The sequence below is a fragment of the Phyllobacterium sp. 22229 genome, assembly GCF_052056495.1.
GTDB lineage: Bacteria > Pseudomonadota > Alphaproteobacteria > Rhizobiales > Rhizobiaceae > Phyllobacterium > Phyllobacterium myrsinacearum.
The window spans coordinates 1-15,833 of the sequence record NZ_JBQEPA010000042.1 but is presented as its reverse complement, the minus strand read 5'-3'; the positions used below and the strand labels follow the sequence as shown (position 1 = coordinate 15,833).

The 15,833-nt window shown below is 62.6% G+C and carries 16 protein-coding genes; 12 read left to right on the top strand and 4 right to left on the bottom strand.

Going from position 1 to position 15,833, the window contains the following annotated elements; genetic code table 11:
- Nucleotides 1–144: 144 nt before the first annotated feature.
- The gene (locus ACTJJ7_RS27760; RefSeq protein WP_130268963.1) at nt 145–1,197 is read right to left on the bottom strand and encodes a YdcF family protein; all 1,053 of its coding nucleotides are present in this window, start codon (nt 1,195–1,197) and stop codon (nt 145–147) included.
- A 158-nt stretch (nt 1,198–1,355) separates the two neighbouring features.
- Between ACTJJ7_RS27760 and ACTJJ7_RS27755 the strand changes: the two genes are divergently transcribed.
- On the top strand, nt 1,356–1,646 hold the full coding sequence (locus ACTJJ7_RS27755; RefSeq protein ID WP_440969468.1) for a YciI family protein: 291 nt from the start codon (nt 1,356–1,358) through the stop codon (nt 1,644–1,646).
- On the opposite strand, the gene ACTJJ7_RS27750 is transcribed toward ACTJJ7_RS27755, so the two are convergent.
- Genes ACTJJ7_RS27750 through ACTJJ7_RS27740 form a run of 3 tightly spaced genes read right to left on the bottom strand, consistent with a single transcriptional unit; the run spans nt 1,647 to nt 4,982 of the window.
- Nucleotides 1,647–2,192, bottom strand: coding sequence for a DUF1254 domain-containing protein (locus ACTJJ7_RS27750; protein WP_440969467.1), 546 nt, complete (start codon nt 2,190–2,192; stop codon nt 1,647–1,649).
- On the bottom strand, nt 2,185–2,769 hold the full coding sequence (locus tag ACTJJ7_RS27745) for a DUF1214 domain-containing protein (RefSeq protein WP_440969466.1): 585 nt from the start codon (nt 2,767–2,769) through the stop codon (nt 2,185–2,187). The genes ACTJJ7_RS27750 and ACTJJ7_RS27745 overlap by 8 nt, the downstream gene beginning before the upstream one ends.
- A gap of 47 nt (nt 2,770–2,816) precedes the next feature.
- Complete coding sequence (locus ACTJJ7_RS27740) at nt 2,817–4,982, bottom strand: transglycosylase domain-containing protein (protein ID WP_440969465.1); 2,166 nt, start codon at nt 4,980–4,982, stop codon at nt 2,817–2,819.
- A 276-nt stretch (nt 4,983–5,258) separates the two neighbouring features.
- Here ACTJJ7_RS27740 and ACTJJ7_RS27735 point away from each other — a divergent pair, with 276 nt between their 5' ends.
- From ACTJJ7_RS27735 to ACTJJ7_RS27685, 11 genes are all read left to right on the top strand, one after another.
- Nucleotides 5,259–5,894: a LysE family translocator gene (locus tag ACTJJ7_RS27735; protein WP_440969464.1), complete on the top strand. Its 636-nt coding sequence runs from the start codon at nt 5,259–5,261 to the stop codon at nt 5,892–5,894.
- 145 nt (nt 5,895–6,039) lie between these two features.
- On the top strand, nt 6,040–6,579 hold the full coding sequence (locus tag ACTJJ7_RS27730; protein ID WP_130268967.1) for a hypothetical protein: 540 nt from the start codon (nt 6,040–6,042) through the stop codon (nt 6,577–6,579).
- Nucleotides 6,461–8,857, top strand: a complete 2,397-nt coding sequence (locus tag ACTJJ7_RS27725; protein WP_440969471.1) for a baseplate megatron protein TIM-barrel domain-containing protein — start codon at nt 6,461–6,463, stop codon at nt 8,855–8,857. The genes ACTJJ7_RS27730 and ACTJJ7_RS27725 overlap by 119 nt, the downstream gene beginning before the upstream one ends.
- Nucleotides 8,858–8,885: 28 nt before the next feature.
- Entirely contained in the window at nt 8,886–9,104 is a 219-nt protein-coding gene (locus tag ACTJJ7_RS27720; protein ID WP_440969463.1) for a hypothetical protein, read from the top strand.
- A 99-nt stretch (nt 9,105–9,203) separates the two neighbouring features.
- The gene (locus ACTJJ7_RS27715; protein ID WP_105736064.1) at nt 9,204–9,503 is read left to right on the top strand and encodes a hypothetical protein; all 300 of its coding nucleotides are present in this window, start codon (nt 9,204–9,206) and stop codon (nt 9,501–9,503) included.
- Nucleotides 9,504–9,552: 49 nt separating this feature from the next.
- On the top strand, nt 9,553–10,224 hold the full coding sequence (locus tag ACTJJ7_RS27710) for a response regulator transcription factor (RefSeq protein WP_105736062.1): 672 nt from the start codon (nt 9,553–9,555) through the stop codon (nt 10,222–10,224).
- Between the two features lie 79 nt (nt 10,225–10,303).
- The gene (locus ACTJJ7_RS27705) at nt 10,304–11,647 is read left to right on the top strand and encodes an ATP-binding protein (protein WP_440969470.1); all 1,344 of its coding nucleotides are present in this window, start codon (nt 10,304–10,306) and stop codon (nt 11,645–11,647) included.
- Between the two features lie 88 nt (nt 11,648–11,735).
- Entirely contained in the window at nt 11,736–12,173 is a 438-nt protein-coding gene (locus ACTJJ7_RS27700; protein WP_440969469.1) for a hypothetical protein, read from the top strand.
- A 98-nt stretch (nt 12,174–12,271) separates the two neighbouring features.
- Nucleotides 12,272–13,450, top strand: a complete 1,179-nt coding sequence (gene ccmI / locus ACTJJ7_RS27695) for a c-type cytochrome biogenesis protein CcmI (RefSeq protein ID WP_105736058.1) — start codon at nt 12,272–12,274, stop codon at nt 13,448–13,450.
- Entirely contained in the window at nt 13,450–13,896 is a 447-nt protein-coding gene (ccmE, locus tag ACTJJ7_RS27690) for a cytochrome c maturation protein CcmE (protein WP_105736056.1), read from the top strand. Before ccmI ends, ccmE begins: the two co-directional genes overlap by 1 nt.
- Nucleotides 13,893–15,833 (top strand): heme lyase CcmF/NrfE family subunit (locus ACTJJ7_RS27685; RefSeq protein ID WP_440969462.1); only part of this gene is annotated, 1,941 nt, incomplete at its 3' end. The genes ccmE and ACTJJ7_RS27685, both read left to right, overlap by 4 nt.

The following is a 15,833-nucleotide window of genomic DNA, read 5'->3' as shown; positions in this document are numbered from 1 at the left end:
TCGGCAAAGCCACCACCATCGGCCTCACCTATACCGGCGCGTTTTCCAGTCAGGCTAAAGACAATGCGGTCAAGGCCAATCTGGCGGTAAAATTCTGAGGCAACAGCACAACACCCCGCCGGAGAACGCTCCGGCGGGGGCCTGCTACTGCTGCAGGCCGGGATAGGCCCACAGGCCCGACACGCGCATCAGGTCGCGGAAAATCACCAGCCGCTCATCCGCCGAAATTTTCGCCGCGTCCTCCAGCGACGGGGCATCCAGCGCCACGACCGGCACGACATTCGCGCCGATGGCATATTGCTTCAGCGCATCGTCCAGCAGCGTCCGCGCCCGGCGCATATGGCTGGAACTCGTCACCAGGATGACGCTGTCGGCGGTGTGCCGCTTCAACAGATTGGCGACATTCAGCACATTGCCGACCGTATCCTTGGATTTGTCCTCGATCAGAATCCGGTCGCGGTCGACGCCCTTGTCCACCAGCCATCTCGTCATGACATCGCCCTCGGTGACACCCGCCTGCGGCTGGCCGCCGGTGACCATGATGCGCGCCGCCGGATTGGCCTGCGCCGCCTTCAGCGTCACGTCCAGCCGGTCGAGAAGCGGCTTTTCCATGGTGCCGTCCTTGGCCAGCGCATAGCCGAGCGCCACGATCATCACCTTGCCGGTCAAGACAGGCACATCCGCATTGGGCTTTTCCGCGATGATCTGTTCGGCGCGCACGAAACGCTGGCGGTAGGCTTCGGCCCGCTCGCGGTCGAGCCCGGCCAGCGCCTGATGCGCCAGCGCGGCGCCGGTCTCGTCATTGCCGATGCGCGCCAGCGCCTCCAGCCACGCCTGCGCCTCGAACGAGGTCTGGTCCTTGGCCAGAATGTCCTGATAGGTGGCGCGGGCCTCGCTCACCTTCTTCTGCAGGATCTGCGAGGAGGCGACGGCGAAGCGGAAATTCAGCTGCTCGGGCGCCAGCTTCGACGCCTCGGTGAAGGATTGCTCCACCACGTCGTAGCGGCCATGCAGGGTGATACCCTTGAAAATCTCGGCTTCCGCCTTTTTGACGTCGCCGCCCGTCCAGTAATACTGCATGCCGGTGTCGACGAGGGTTTTGATGCGCTCGGCATTTTGTGGATCGAAGGCGCGGGCGGGCAGCGCAGCGCTGAGGACGAGAAGGGCGGCGGCTGCGGCAAGGACGGGACGGTTCATGGGGCTTTCTCCGGCGGGTGTTGGACGGGGGCAGGGTAAACGCGGCGCGCGGTTTTGCAATCGCCTGTGATCACCGCTTTTTGACGGCGCACCGGTTTTGTCCGAGGGCTCGCACGTCTATATGACAGGGGTACGATCATCTCTGCCGGAGTTTTCCCATGTATATCGTTTCGCTGAATTATGTCGCGCCGCTCGAGGCGCTCGATGCGGCGGTGCCCGCGCACATCGCCTTTCTCGATCACCATTATGCCAGCGGAACTTTTCTCGCATCGGGCCGCAAGGTGCCGCGCACCGGCGGGGTGATTCTGGCGCGGAGCGAGAGCGAGGAGGCGCTGCGCGCCATTCTGGCTGAAGATCCGTTCTGGCAGAAGAAACTGGCGACCTATGACATCCAGGAATTCGCGGCGACAAAGGCGCAGGCGGGCCTCGAAGGCCTCATCGGCGCTTGATCACAGCAGCGGCGAACAGTTGGCGCTTTTCAGAAAGGCGTCGACCTGGGTTTTCCAGGACTGGTCGGGCACAAAGCCGCGCACGACGACGAAACCTTCGTTCATATCCGCTTCGATCAGCACGGAATTGGCCGCCGATACCGGCTTGGTCTTGTTGAGTTCGATCATCTGCAGGGGCCGGGCGATGACGAGATCGAGCTGGTCGGCAATGGCGGTGCGGTCATTGATCGAATAGATGTTCTCGCCCTGCCGGTCATAGACCGAAATCGACCAGTACGGCGCCGTGCCGACGCCGGTGATGCGGGCGGGAAGGTCGGTGATGTCGAAGCGGCAGGCCACGGCTTCGAACAGCGGATCGAGCGCCAGCGGCACGGTCTGTGCCGTCGCCTGCCGCACGACGGGGTGGAAGGCCCAGTCGTCGCCATAATCCGAGATGCGCGACCACGCATTGCGGTCGGAATAGAGCGGCACGAGCAGCACCACGGCCACATGCACGATGCCGGCGCCGACCAGGCCGAACAGCAAGGCGCGGATCAGCTTAGCCATCGCAGCTCACCTTTTTCACCGCCGGGAAGGTCATGTCGACCAGGCCGGAATTGCCGCCGACGGGCGTGTCGTAAAGCGTCATCACCAGCACCATGCGGCCGGCGCCGGCCGTTGCCAGCCAGTTGCCGGCCTGGGCCTTGGGCGAGACGGCGACGATGAAAGCGCCGTTGCCGCCGCGGAAAATCTGGCGCGAATGCAGGGCGGGCGGGCGGTCCGCGCCGGGATCGAGCGGGATCAGCGCCAGATCCGCCGCGTAGAGCGTCCAGAAGCGCGAATTGGGGCTGTTGCCGGTAATACGGTAGGTGCACTGGCGGTTGAGCGCCTGCCCCTGATCGTCGCGGTAGGCGTAGAAGGCCAGACCCTCGGCGCTGCCGAGCGGAAACGCGCCCTCGCGCGCGGCGCGCGCCTTGGCATATGGGTCGGACTGCGGCGTGCCCGCATCGGGATAGCCGGTCCATTGCCCGATGGTCAGCGTGCCGAAACCGTCGAAGCGGTTGACCGCATACCAGGCACTCAGCGTGCCGCCGCCGATGGCGATGACAAGAGCGATGAGGGCAAGGAGCACATTTCGAAGCATGAACGATGACTACACGGGAGCGCGGGTCAGAGGCAAGCGCTGCGGAGTCAAAGTGCAGAGACTTTCGCGGGCACAACCGGCAGTTTCAGCTCCGGCGCGTCCTTCAGCGCCTGGCCGATCTCGCGCAGGGCGGTGACGGTGGCATTGGAGAGAACGCGCGGGCGCTCGGCCGCCCTCAGCGCTTCCTCGTCCGCCGTGGCGGGTTTGGCGGCCGCCACCTTGTCCTGCTTCGGCATGGCGGGATCGATGCCGGGAATGGGTTTCAGATCGATGTTCTGGTGAGCGTAATTCATGAAACGCTGCCAGGTCATGGCCGGCAGGATGCCGCCGGTCAGCTCCTTGGTCGGGGTAAAATTGTCATTGCCGAACCAGACCGCGGCGGTGTAATTGCCGGTGAAGCCGACGAACCAGGCATCGCGATAACTCTGGGTTGTGCCCGTCTTGCCCGCCACGCGCGTCATCGGCAGGGCGGCGCGCCGTCCCGTGCCCCATTCCGGCACCTGGCTGAGCATGAGGTTCATGTTGAACGCCGCCTTCTCGCTCAGCGCCCGGTGCGGCTTGTCGCCATCGGTCTTCCAGTCCCAGATGATTTTGCCGTTCTGGTCGGTGACCTGGGTGAAGGCATGGCGCATGCCGGCAAGCCCGCCGGTGGCAAACGTGTTGTAGCCCGTCGCCTGATCCATGACCGTCATGCCGGAGGTGCCGAGCACCATGGTCTTGTGCGAACTGATCACCGATTCCACGCCCATGGCTTTCGCCAGCGCCACGATGGGCGCCGTCGTCAGATAATCCTTGGCAAGGCGCACCGGCACCGTATTGATGGATTTGACCAGCGCGGTCGTCAGGTCGATCTGGCCGAGATATTGCCGCGAATAGTTCTGCGGCGACCAGTTGCCCCAGGAGACGGCGCCGCCCGAGATCATGGTTTTCGGCGTCATGCCTTTTTCCATGGCGGCGGCATAGACATAGGGCTTGAACGAGGAACCCGCCTGGCGCAGCGCCGCCGTGGCGCGGTTGAACTGGCTTTCGCCATAATCGCGTCCGCCGACAATGGCGCGCACCGCGCCGTTGGTTTCCAGAACGACGACGGCCGCCTGCGTCACATGATATTCCTTGCCGAACTGGCGCAGGTGGTATTCCGCCGATTCCTCCGCCGCCTTCTGGATGCCGGTGTCGAGCGTGGTGCGCACGACGAGGGTGTGCGAGGGCAGTTTCTGGCCGACGCGGCGGATTTCGTCAAAGGCCCAGTCGAGAAAGTAGTCCGGGCTTTCCGAGCGGGCGCGGTCGACGACCGTCGCCGGATTGCGCCGGGCACCCACCACCTGGCCCTCGGTCATCAGCCCGCCCTGCACAAGATTGCTCAGCACCACATTGGCGCGGGCGCGGGCGGCGGGAAGGTTGACATGCGGCGCATATTTGGCCGGGGCCTTGAACAGGCCCGCCAGCATGGCCGCCTCGGCGAGGTTCACATCCTTGACGCTCTTGCCGAAATAGAATTCGGAGGCCGCGGCAATGCCGAATGTGCCGCCGCCCATATAGGCGCGGTCGAGATAGGTCTGCAGGATTTCCTTCTTCGACAGGTTGGATTCCAGCCACAGCGCCAGGAAGGCTTCCTTGATCTTGCGGTCGAGGCTGCGCTCATTGGTCAGGAACAGGTTTTTCGCCAGCTGCTGGGTGATGGTGGAGCCGCCCTGCACGACGGAATTGGCGCGCAGGTTCTCCGTCATGGCGCGGGAAAGGCCAAGGAAATCAATGCCGAAATGGTCGAAGAAGCGGCGGTCTTCCGTGGCCAGAACCGCCTTGATCACATGGTCGGGCAATTCGTCGATGGGCACGGCGCTGCGGTGCAGAATGCCGCGCTGGCCGATCTCGTTGCCGTAGCGGTCGAGGAAGGTGACGGCGAAATCATCGCGCGTGCGCCAGTTCTTTTCCGTGTCGTGAAAGGCGGGAATGGCGAGCGTCAGCATGACCACCGAGCCGGCCGTGCCCCAGGTAAAGCCTTCGCTGGCAAGTTCGACGACGCCGCGCCGCCAGCCCGATACATGGAAGCGGCGGAAGAAGATGGTGGTGTCTTCCCAGAATTCGGCAAGGCGGAACCGCAGCTCATACAGCGACGAATCGATCCAGGCATCAAGTCCAAGCAGAGGCGAGACCTTGAATCGCTTGCGTTTATTGTTGGCCGGAGTGTTGCCGGCCGGAGGCTCGTTCATCATGCCAATCTCTTGTCTGCCTGTCGTCAGCCACATCCCCCGTAAAGACAGGGTGTAGCCGAATAGGCTTAACAGCCTGTTATGATGGCCGTTGTAAGACCGCGGCAGTCCGTTTCGTCCCTTTGTATCTCAAGGAAAAATTTAACTCTTTTTCTGATCGGGCGACAAGGGGCGCGGCTGGCAACACCGAGATTTGATGGAGTCAGGGGCGGCAAAAATTCCACTTGCAATTGTGCTTTGGTGATGGATTGCTGTGGTTTTTGGCGGGAGCGAAAGAGCATGTCCATCGAACACTGGCTGGCATTTGTTGCCGCATCGGCAGTCCTTCTGGCCATTCCCGGCCCGACCATCCTGCTGGTCATTTCCTATGCGCTCGGCCATGGCCGCCGCTTTGCCGCTGCAACCGTGGCGGGTGTGGCGCTGGGCGATTTCACCGCCATGACCGCCTCCATGCTGGGGCTCGGCGCCCTGCTGGCCGCTTCCGCCGCGATCTTCACCGTGCTCAAATGGATCGGCGCAGCCTATCTGATCTATCTCGGTATCAAGCTGTGGCGCGCCCCGGTGGCGGACACGGCTGCCGCAGGCGAAGCGCAGGAGCGCAATGACAGCGCGCTGCGCATTTTTCTGCACACCTATGTGGTGACGGCGCTCAACCCCAAGAGCATCATCTTTTTCGTGGCATTCCTGCCACAGTTTCTCGACACGGCGCGGCCGGTCTTCACCCAGATGCTGATCTTCGAGACGACGTTCCTGGTGCTGGCCACGCTCAATGCCGGAACCTATGCGCTGATGGCCTCCATGGCGCGCCAGACCATCCGCAAGCCCAGGGTGCAGCGCGCGGTCAACCGTACCGGCGGTTCACTGATGATCGGGGCCGGGCTGCTGGCGCTCGGCTGGAAGAAGGCCTCCGCCTGACGGCGAGGGCGCATTGAAAGAAAATAATCATATTTAGGAAAATAGTCCTTGACTGCGTGACGGACCTTGTGTAAGGTCTGGTTATCGTCAGAAATGTGTCCGGAAAATTCAACGTTCGGACAATCTGGTTTTCCAAGGATTCTCGATGACAATGATGGAGCACAGCGGGAACGCGCTGTGCCGCCGGCACGCCTACGACCTTTGCCGGCACTACGGGATTTCAGCCGATGCAATGGCGCCGGTGTTCGGCATCAGCCGGGCGGAATTCGAGCAGCGCGTCCGCGATGACGGGCTGACGCTGGACGATCTGCAAGGCGGAAACAGCGACGTGACCCTCGTTCGCGATCTCATGGCGCTGTTGCACAGGGAACTGGAACAGCTGCAACTGGGGGACGAGACAGCGACGGCAAAGACGCGGCTGGACGCCCTGGCGCAGCTTGCCCGCACCATGGATCGTCTTAGCGACATGCAGGAGAAGCGCGTGGAGCAGCAGCGCTCCATGCTCATGCTCAGCCCGGACGAGTTGCGCGAAGCGCTGGTGCGCATTGACGGAAGAATCCATGAACTTGCTCTCTGCCGAGCCGACGAACTGGTGCAGCGACAATCTCAGCCCGCTGCAGATCCAGGCCATGGCCGGGGAATGGATGTTTCGCGGCCGGACGAGCCAGCTGCCGCCGCATCTTGACTGGCGGACCTGGCTGATCCTTGGCGGGCGCGGTTCCGGCAAGACCCGCGCCGGGGCCGAGTGGGTCAACAGCATCGTGCAGGGCTTTCCGCCCTTCCGGCCGCGGCCATCGCTCAGCATCGCCCTGGTGGGCGAAACGCTGGCCGATGTGCGCGAGGTCATGGTTGATGGCCCGTCCGGCATCATGGCGGTATCACGGACGGAGCGGCCGCGTTTCGAGGTGACGCGCCGGCGGCTCGTCTGGGCCAATGGCGCGACGGCGGCAATGTTCTCCTCGGAGGACCCCGACAGTTTGCGCGGGCCGCAATTCGATGCCGCCTGGGGCGACGAACTGGGCTGTCCGGCGGTCGACAAGGGCCCCAATCAGCCCAATGTCTTTCCCGATGCCAAATCCTCCGAGGGGGCGTTTCCGTATTTTTCTGGTCATGGCCGCAGCGACCTCGCGCAGAACCGTTTTCTGCGCGCCCATCTAGACCATTGGCGCAGCCATGGCGGCAGCATGCTGAATACAAGCCGCGTTTACGTCTGGGCCTGGGATACGAGGCCGTTTCCGGAATTTCCCCTCAACCGCAAGCTCTGGTCCGATGGCGACAATTGGACGTCGGGACATTGGCTCAACGGCAGGCTTTCCGGGGTTGCGCTCGATGAGCTGATTGGCGCTGTTCTCGCCGATTTCGGTGTTGCCGGGGTGGATGCGAGCGCGGCAGATGGCTTTGTCAGTGGTTTGATTGTTGAAGAGCCTGCCCATGCCCGGTCGGTCCTTGAGCCGCTGCTCGAGGTGTTCGGCATCAACGCTTTCGAAGACGGTGCGACGCTGGTGTTTCAAAGCGCGGCGCGTATGCCTGCGCAAACCACCCTGATCGATGAATTCATCGAGCATGACGACAGGGGGCCGGTGCAGCCGAAACTGCATGAAATCATGGAGCAGCCTGCTAGGGTCGAAATCGCCTATCGCGACGCCATGCTCGACTATCAGGTGGCGATGGCATCCGCCAGCCGGCCGGACGGCAAGGGAACCGAAAATCTCGCCGTTGCCGCCATGCTTGAGGCGGGGCAGGTCAAAGGCCTGGCGGAGGACTGGCTGCAGGCACGCCGCGCCGCCCGGCGGACCCTATCGTTCGAATTGCCGTGGAAGCATGCTGCATTGACGGTGGGCAGCCGTATCCGGCTGGACGGCTCCGCGCCAGTCAAGGATTACATCGTCGCGTCAATTGAAGACGGCGCAACCCGCCGTGTCGAGGCAAAAGGCCTGCCCCGGCATGTGCTGCACGCGGACCGGGCGGGATTACCCGCGTCCGCAATGGCGGCAACAGCGGCGGTGTTCGGCCGTCCGCGTTTTCATCTGTGCGATCTGCCGATGTGGCCGGGTGCTGAAAATCCGCTTGATCAATTGCGGGTTGCCGCCTTTGCCAGGCCATGGGCGGGTGCATCCGTCCATGTCTCGCCGGAAGACACCGGCTTTGCGGCCCGCGCCGTATTGCCGGAGCGGGCGGTGATGGGCAGGCTGGCCAAAGCATGCCCTGGCGGCGCCAGCGGCCGCTTGCTGAACAATACCGGTCTTGAGATCGATCTCCACTTCGGCGCGCTGCGATCCACCACATTGCCGCAGCTCTTCAACGGGGCGAATTCGGCCCTTCTGGCTTCTCCCGACGGCCAATGGGAAATCCTGCAATTCCACCATGCCGAGGAGATCGCTGCCGACCGGTGGCGTTTGTCCGGGCTGTTGCGCGGGCAATGCGGAACCGAACGCGAAGCGCTGCAGCCGCGGGAAAAGGATACGCCGTTCATCCTCCTCGACGGTGCGGTAATGCCGGCGGGATTGAAAGCACGGGAAACGGGGTTGGCCTTGCGCTGGCGTATCGGCGCTGCGGGACAGGATTTCTCCGACCGCTATTTCAGCACGGTGACAATGGCCGGCGGCATCCGGGCGCTTGAGCCGCTCGAACCCGTCCACCTCAGCTGCAGGGCAGATGACCGCGGCGACCTGCATATCACCTGGATTCGGCGCGGGCGCATCGACGCGGACAGCTGGCTGGCCACCGAAATTCCGCTTGGCGAGGAGCGGGAGGCCTATCGGGTCGAGATACGCAACAGCGGCAAATTGATCCGGTCGGCCGAGGTTGCACGGCCGCAATGGCTTTATCCGGCGGCACTGCGCCTGGCGGATTTCGGCAGTCTTGCAAGCGCAGTCGATTTCAGCGTCGCCATGATTTCCAGTGCTGCCGGTACGGGCAGATTTGCCCGCGCCATTTTCGATACGCAGACAAAATCCCTTTAAAATCAAACTGTTTCATAAGGAATTGATTATGACCAATGAAAAACAATGGTACCAGTCCAAGACCATATGGGCAGCAGTGGCAACAATCGTCCTGTCATGCTCCAGCTTCTTCAACGTGTCGCTCGATCATGATGTCGAGGCAAAGCTTGCCGATACGATCATGCAGTTTCTGACGGCGCTCAGCGGCATTGCCGCGCTTTTTGGCCGGTTGAGTGCAACCGCGCTCATTTCACGTAAAGAAATATAGTGTTAAAAGACGTGACCTGTGGCAAACCTGTTATCGAAGGCTTACGCCACGTCCAACTGTTCATGCATCGTTCAGACTGCGATTGATAATAATAGCGCCATGATGAAACACACACTTTTCTCCTTGCCCCTAGCGGCCCTGATTTCAGCATCCGGCGTGCTTCATGCCGGGGCGGTTCCGATTGCACCTGATGCGTCGCAGAACAGTGCGTTGCTTCAGCTGGCTGCTGCCGACTGTTCGCAGGTCGGCCAGCAGGTAGCTCAGTCCCAGGGAGGCACCCTGGCGCGCGCCACCTCGCAGACGCAGAACGGCCGCGAAGTTTGCGTGGTCGTGGTGCTTATTCCCGGCAAGGACGGTGAACGTCCGCGCCGCGTCGAGGTTGCGGTTCCAGCAAACTGAACCGGATGCCGTTTGATCTGTTGTTCCGCCTGTCCGGGGAAAATTGCGCATGAGAATACTCATCGTTGAAGATGATCGTGATCTGAATCGCCAGCTGGTCGAGGCAACGACCGAAGCCGGCTATGTGGTGGATCACGCTTTCGATGGCGAAGAGGGGCATTTTCTCGGCGATACGGAACCCTACGACGCTGTGATCCTCGATATCGGCCTGCCGCAGATGGACGGGTTGACGGTGCTGGAGAAGTGGCGGCGCGACGGGCGCATCATGCCGGTGCTGCTGCTGACGGCACGCGACCGCTGGAGCGACAAGGTGGCCGGTATCGATGCCGGGGCCGATGACTACGTCGCCAAGCCGTTTCACATCGAGGAAGTGCTGGCGCGCCTGCGCGCGCTGATTCGCCGTGCGGCGGGTCATGCATCGTCAGAAATCACCTGCGGTCCGCTGCGCCTCGACACCAAGACGTCGAAGGCGGCGGTCAACGGCACAACCCTGAAGTTGACCTCGCACGAGTTCCGCCTGTTGTCCTACCTCATGCACCACATGGACGAAGTGGTTTCGCGCACCGAGCTGGTGGAGCACCTCTACGATCAGGATTTCGACCGTGATTCGAATACGATCGAGGTGTTTGTCGGGCGGCTGCGCAAGAAAATGGGTATCGATCTGATCGAAACCATCCGCGGCATGGGCTATCGCATCAAATCCCAGGACAACAAGGCCTGACGGGCAGGAGCAGGGCAAACGCGTGATCTTACGGCTGACCCGCTATCTCCCCAATGTCCGGTCACTCTCCCTGCGCGTCATCCTCTTCTCGACGCTGTGGACCATTGTATCCTTCGTTGCCATCGCGACCATCATTTCGGCACTCTATGGCGAAGCACGCCAGCATAGCTTCCAGCAGCTGCTTTCGGCGCATCTGTTCAGCGTCATCGCTTCCGTCAGCGTGAATGACGGCACGCTGGTTGGACGGCCGGACCCCGGCGAAGTGCGCTACTCCAGCCCGTTTTCCGGCTGGTATTGGTCCGTCGATCCGGTCGCAGACAATCTCAAGGGCTCATTGCGGTCGATCTCGCTGGGCGGGAAGAGCATCGATTCCCCGTCAACCCTGATGGTTCCCTTCGATACCTCGTTCCAGCGTTCCTATACGGAGCCCGGCCTGAAGGGCGAGCAACTCTCCATCGTCGAGACGGAAGTGGTGCTGGATGCGGAAAACCGCGTCGCCCGCTTTCGCGTGATGGGCAATCTCAGCGAACTGGAAGGCGAAATCGCCGATTTCCGCAATACGCTCTATTTTTACCTCGGCGTTTTCGGCATTGCCGGAACGCTGATCAATGCGGCGGTCATCCTGTTCGGCCTGCGCCCGCTCGACCGCGTGCGCCGTTCGCTCGCCGATATCCGCGAGGGCAAGGTTTCACGGCTCGACGAGGATCTGCCCATCGAGATTGCGCCGCTGGCGCGCGAAATGAATGCGCTGATCGAAAACAACCGCCGCATCATGGAGCGCTCGCGCACGCAGGTGGGCAATCTCGCCCATTCCCTCAAAACGCCCCTGTCGGTTCTCGCCAATGAAAGCCGGACAATCGGCGGCGCAAAAGGCAAGATCGTTGCCGAACAAAGCGCGGCCATGCAGGTGCAGATCCAGCACTATCTGCAGCGGGCCCGGGTGGCGGCGCAGCGCGACAGCGTGGTCTTTCGCGCATCCGTCACGCCGATCCTGGCGCGGCTCGTGCGCGTCACCGCCAAGCTCAATCCAGGCATGGAGATGCGTTTCGACAACAGGATGCCCGACGCCGTGTTTGCGGGCGAGCAGGAAGATCTTGAGGAAATCGTCGGCAATCTTCTGGAAAATGCCGGGAAATGGGGACGCAGCGCCATCCGGCTTACCGTGTCGGCAGCGGGTCCGGAAACCATGGACAATGCATTTGATATCAGCGTCGAGGACGACGGTCCGGGTCTCGCGCCCGGCCAGATCAAGGATGCGCTGACACGCGGGAAACGCCTGGACGAGAGCAAGCCGGGAACCGGCCTCGGCCTGTCCATCGTGCATGACACCGTGCGCGAATATGGCGGAACGCTGCGCCTGGAACGCAGCGAGGACCTTGGCGGTTTGCGCGCGCGGATCACGCTTCCGGTGGCCGGGGATTGAATGGCGCTTGCAACCGCACGCCCAATCGGGTCATAAGTAATTGCCAGCTATTGCCTTTGTTGCGAGGCCCCGTAAAAACGGACCCATGATGAAATCCCATGTTGCTCTTTCCCTTATTGCTGTTCTTCTTCTTTCCGCATGCTCGACCACGTCGGGCGCCAAGGGTGGAGGCACCTTTGCCCGCCTGACCGGCAAATCGTCCCAGCCGGCAAGCTCGGGCGTGCTTGCGCCGCTCGGCAATGGCCTGCTCGGAAGCCGCCTGGCGGCTTCGCTCGATCCGGCGGATCGCAAGAGCGCGCTGCAGGCCGAATATCAGGCACTGGAATATTCACCGGCCGGCAAGGCTGTCGACTGGAAGAACAGTTCGGGCAGCCGCAGCGGCGAAGTGGTGGCCGCGCAGCCATACCAGGTCGGCTCGCAGAACTGCCGCCAGTATACCCACACCATCCGCATCGACGGAACGCCGCAGACGACCCGCGGGACCGCCTGCCGCAATGAAGACGGCAGCTGGACGCCGCTGATCTGACGCTTCCATAGCCTGGTCATTTGCCCGCTTTGCGGCGAATTGCCCTAGCCGTGAAATCCATTTGGATTTTACGGCGCTTGCAGACTATGTCTCAACGCATGGTTTTCTGGATTTCTGCCGCACTGTTGACCGTTATCGCAACGCTCGTGGTGCTCTTGCCGCTGACACGCCGCGTCAAAACAAGCGTGTCGGACAACACATATGATGTCGAGGTTTACCGTGATCAATTGCGGGAACTGGAGGCTGACGAGAAGCGCGGCATTATCGATGCCGCCAGCAGCGAACAGGCGCGCGCTGAAATCAGCCGGCGTCTGCTGAAGTCGGCTGCCGCTGCCGAAGCCGACAAAACGGTCTATCGCCCGCAGAAGAGCGCCACCCGCGAATGGCTGACGCTGGCGACCGTGCTGGCCATTCCGCTGCTGTCCTGGAGCATTTATGCCAAGACCGGCTCGCCCGATCTGCCGGCGCAGCCGCTGGCCGAGCGCCTGTCCCGTCCGGCGGATCAGGCGACACCCGCCGAATTGATTGCCCGCGCCGAAGCGCATCTCACCCTCAATCCCGATGACGGGCAGGGGTGGGAAGTGCTGGCGCCGATTTACCTGCGCACCGGACGTCCCGCCGATGCGGTGACCGCATACCGCAATGCCATCCGCCTGAACGGCGACAGCGGCCCGCGCCAGATGGGTCTGGGCGAAGCGTTGAGCGCGGCTGCAGGCGGTACGATGACGCCCGAGGCGGAAGCCAGTTTCAACCGGGCGCTCACGCTCAATCCCGGCGACATGCGCCCGCAATTCTTCATCATCAATGGCTGGATGCAGCAGGGCAAGCTGGTTGAATCGCGCGACCTGATCCGCAAGCTGCTGGTCGATGCGCCGAGCGACGTGCCGTGGCGCGACGAGGCGCAGGCGGCGTTGACACGCCTCGACAAGGAAATTGCCGGCGACGCGCCCGATGTCAGCGACATCGACAGGGCGACGGGTCCCGATGCCTCGCAGGTCGAGGCGGCGGCTGGGATGAATGTGCAGGACCGCGCGGCCATGATCGAGGGCATGGTCTCCAGCCTTGCCGAAAAACTCAAGCAATCACCCGACGATGTCGAGGGCTGGGAAAAGCTGGTCCGGTCCTATGTGGTGCTCAACCGCCCCAATGATGCGCTGGAAGCGCTGGCAAATGCTCGCAAAGTGTTGAGCGCCGACAAGGTTGCGCGTCTCGACGCAGTCGCCGATGATCTGGGTCTGGTCGAACAGCCCGGCGACACGCCGCGGGAGAAGAAATAATGACGCGCAAGCAGAAACGGCTTTCGGTGATCGGCGGTGCTCTGGTGGTGCTGGCCTGCGCGGCCGGGCTGGTGCTGTTCGCGCTGCAGCAGCGGATTGCGTTTTTCCGCATGCCATCGGACATCGCCGCGGCGGATCTGCAATCGGAATCGCGGTTCCGGCTGGGTGGCCTGGTCGAAAAGGGCAGTGTGGTGCGTGGCACCGGCACACGGATCACCTTTGCTGTCACCGATCACATCAAGAGCGTGCCGGTGACCTATGACGGCATCCTTCCCGATCTCTTTCGCGAGGATCAGGGTGTGGTGATCGAGGGCAGGTTTGCGCCGGGCGGTGCGTTTCAGGCGGACAGTGTGCTTGCCAAGCATGATGAAAACTATATGCCCAAGGAAGTTGCCGACAGTCTGAAGGCCAAGGGCGTCTGGCAGGGGGAGAACAAGCAGCCATGACCGTTGAACTCGGACATTTCGCACTGGTTCTGGCGCTCGCCCTGTCCATCGTGCAGGCCGTGGTTCCGGTGTGGGGCGCACGGCGCAACGACGACCGCATGATGGCCGTTGCCGTTCCCGCCGCCTTCACCGTCTTTGCCCTGATCGCGCTTGCCTTTGCCGCGCTGACATCTGCTTACATCGTGTCGGATTTCTCCCTGCAGAACGTCTGGGAGAATTCGCATTCGCAAAAGCCGATGCTGTACAAGATCACCGGCGTCTGGGGCAATCATGAGGGCTCCATGCTGCTGTGGGTGCTCATCCTGACATTCTTCAGCGCACTGGTTGCCTTTTTCGGCAACAATCTGCCGCCCTCGCTCAAAGCCAATGTCCTGGGCGTGCAGGCCTGGATCGGCTCGGCCTTCCTGCTGTTCATCGTTGCCACGTCCAATCCGTTCACGCGCACCAGTCCAGCGCCCATCGAAGGGCAGGATCTCAATCCGATCCTGCAGGACATTGGCCTCGCCATCCATCCGCCGCTGCTTTACCTCGGCTATGTCGGCTTTTCCGTCTGCTTCTCCTTTGCCGTGGCGGCGCTCATCGACGGGCGTATCGACGCCGCCTGGGCGCGCTGGGTGCGGCCATGGACGCTGACGGCCTGGATGTTCCTGACCGGCGGCATCGCCATGGGCTCCTACTGGGCTTACTACGAGCTTGGCTGGGGCGGCTGGTGGTTCTGGGACCCGGTTGAAAACGCCTCGTTCATGCCATGGCTGGCAGGCACGGCGCTGCTGCATTCGGCCCTGGTGATGGAAAAGCGCTCGGCCCTGAAAATCTGGACGGTGCTGCTGGCAATCCTCACCTTCTCCCTGTCGCTGCTCGGCACTTTCCTCGTCCGTTCGGGCGTCCTGACCTCGGTGCATACCTTCGCCACCGATCCGGGCCGCGGCCTGTTCATTCTTGCCATTCTCGTGCTTTTCATCGGCGGATCGCTGGCGCTGTTTGCGCGCCGCGCCCAGACGCTCGCGCCGGGCGGGCTGTTCCAGCCGGTCTCGCGCGAAGGCGCGCTGGTGTTCAACAACCTCTTCCTGACGACCGCTGCGGCCACCGTGCTGATCGGCACGCTCTACCCGCTGCTCCTGGAAACATTGACCGGCGAAAAGATTTCCGTCGGGCCGCCGTTTTTCAACATGACCTTTGGCCCGCTGATGATCCCGCTGCTCGCCGCCGTGCCGTTCGGGCCGCTGCTGGCATGGAAGCGCGGCGATATCCTTGGCGTCGCCCAGCGGCTGATGATGGCGTTCTTTCTCGCCCTGCTGGTGGTGGCCGTGGTGCTCTACAAGACCTCGGGCACGGCAGTGTTTTCGGCGTTCGGCATCGGCCTGGCGTTCTGGCTGATGCTGGGCGCACTGACCGATCTTTCCCTGAAAGCGGGCGTCGGCAAGGCGCCCGTCAGCGTCATGCTGCGGCGGCTGGCCGGCCTGCCGAAATCGGTGTTCGGCACAGCCTTTGCCCATTTCGGCCTTGGCGTTACGCTTCTGGGTATCGTTGCCGTTTCGACCTTTGCCACGGAAGACGTGACGGTGATGAAGCCGGGCCAGACCATGCGTGTGGCCGATTATACCCTGCGCTTTGACCGCATCGATCCGGTCAAGGATTCGAATTTCACCGAGGATCAGGGCAAGTTCACCATCCTCGACAGCGCAGCGCGGGAGGTGGACACGATGATGTCATCCAAGCGCTTCTACCCCGTGCGCAAGATGCAGACCACTGAGGCGGGCATCAAGACATTCGTTTTCAGCCAGCTCTATGTCTCGCTGGGTGACGCCACGCCGGATGGCGGCATGGTGGTGCGGGTCTGGTGGAAGCCCTATGTCACGCTGATCGTGGCTGGCGGCTATGGACCGGAACTGATTGCCGCCACGGGGCGCTATGTCAGCAAGCTGATGCGCCTGCGC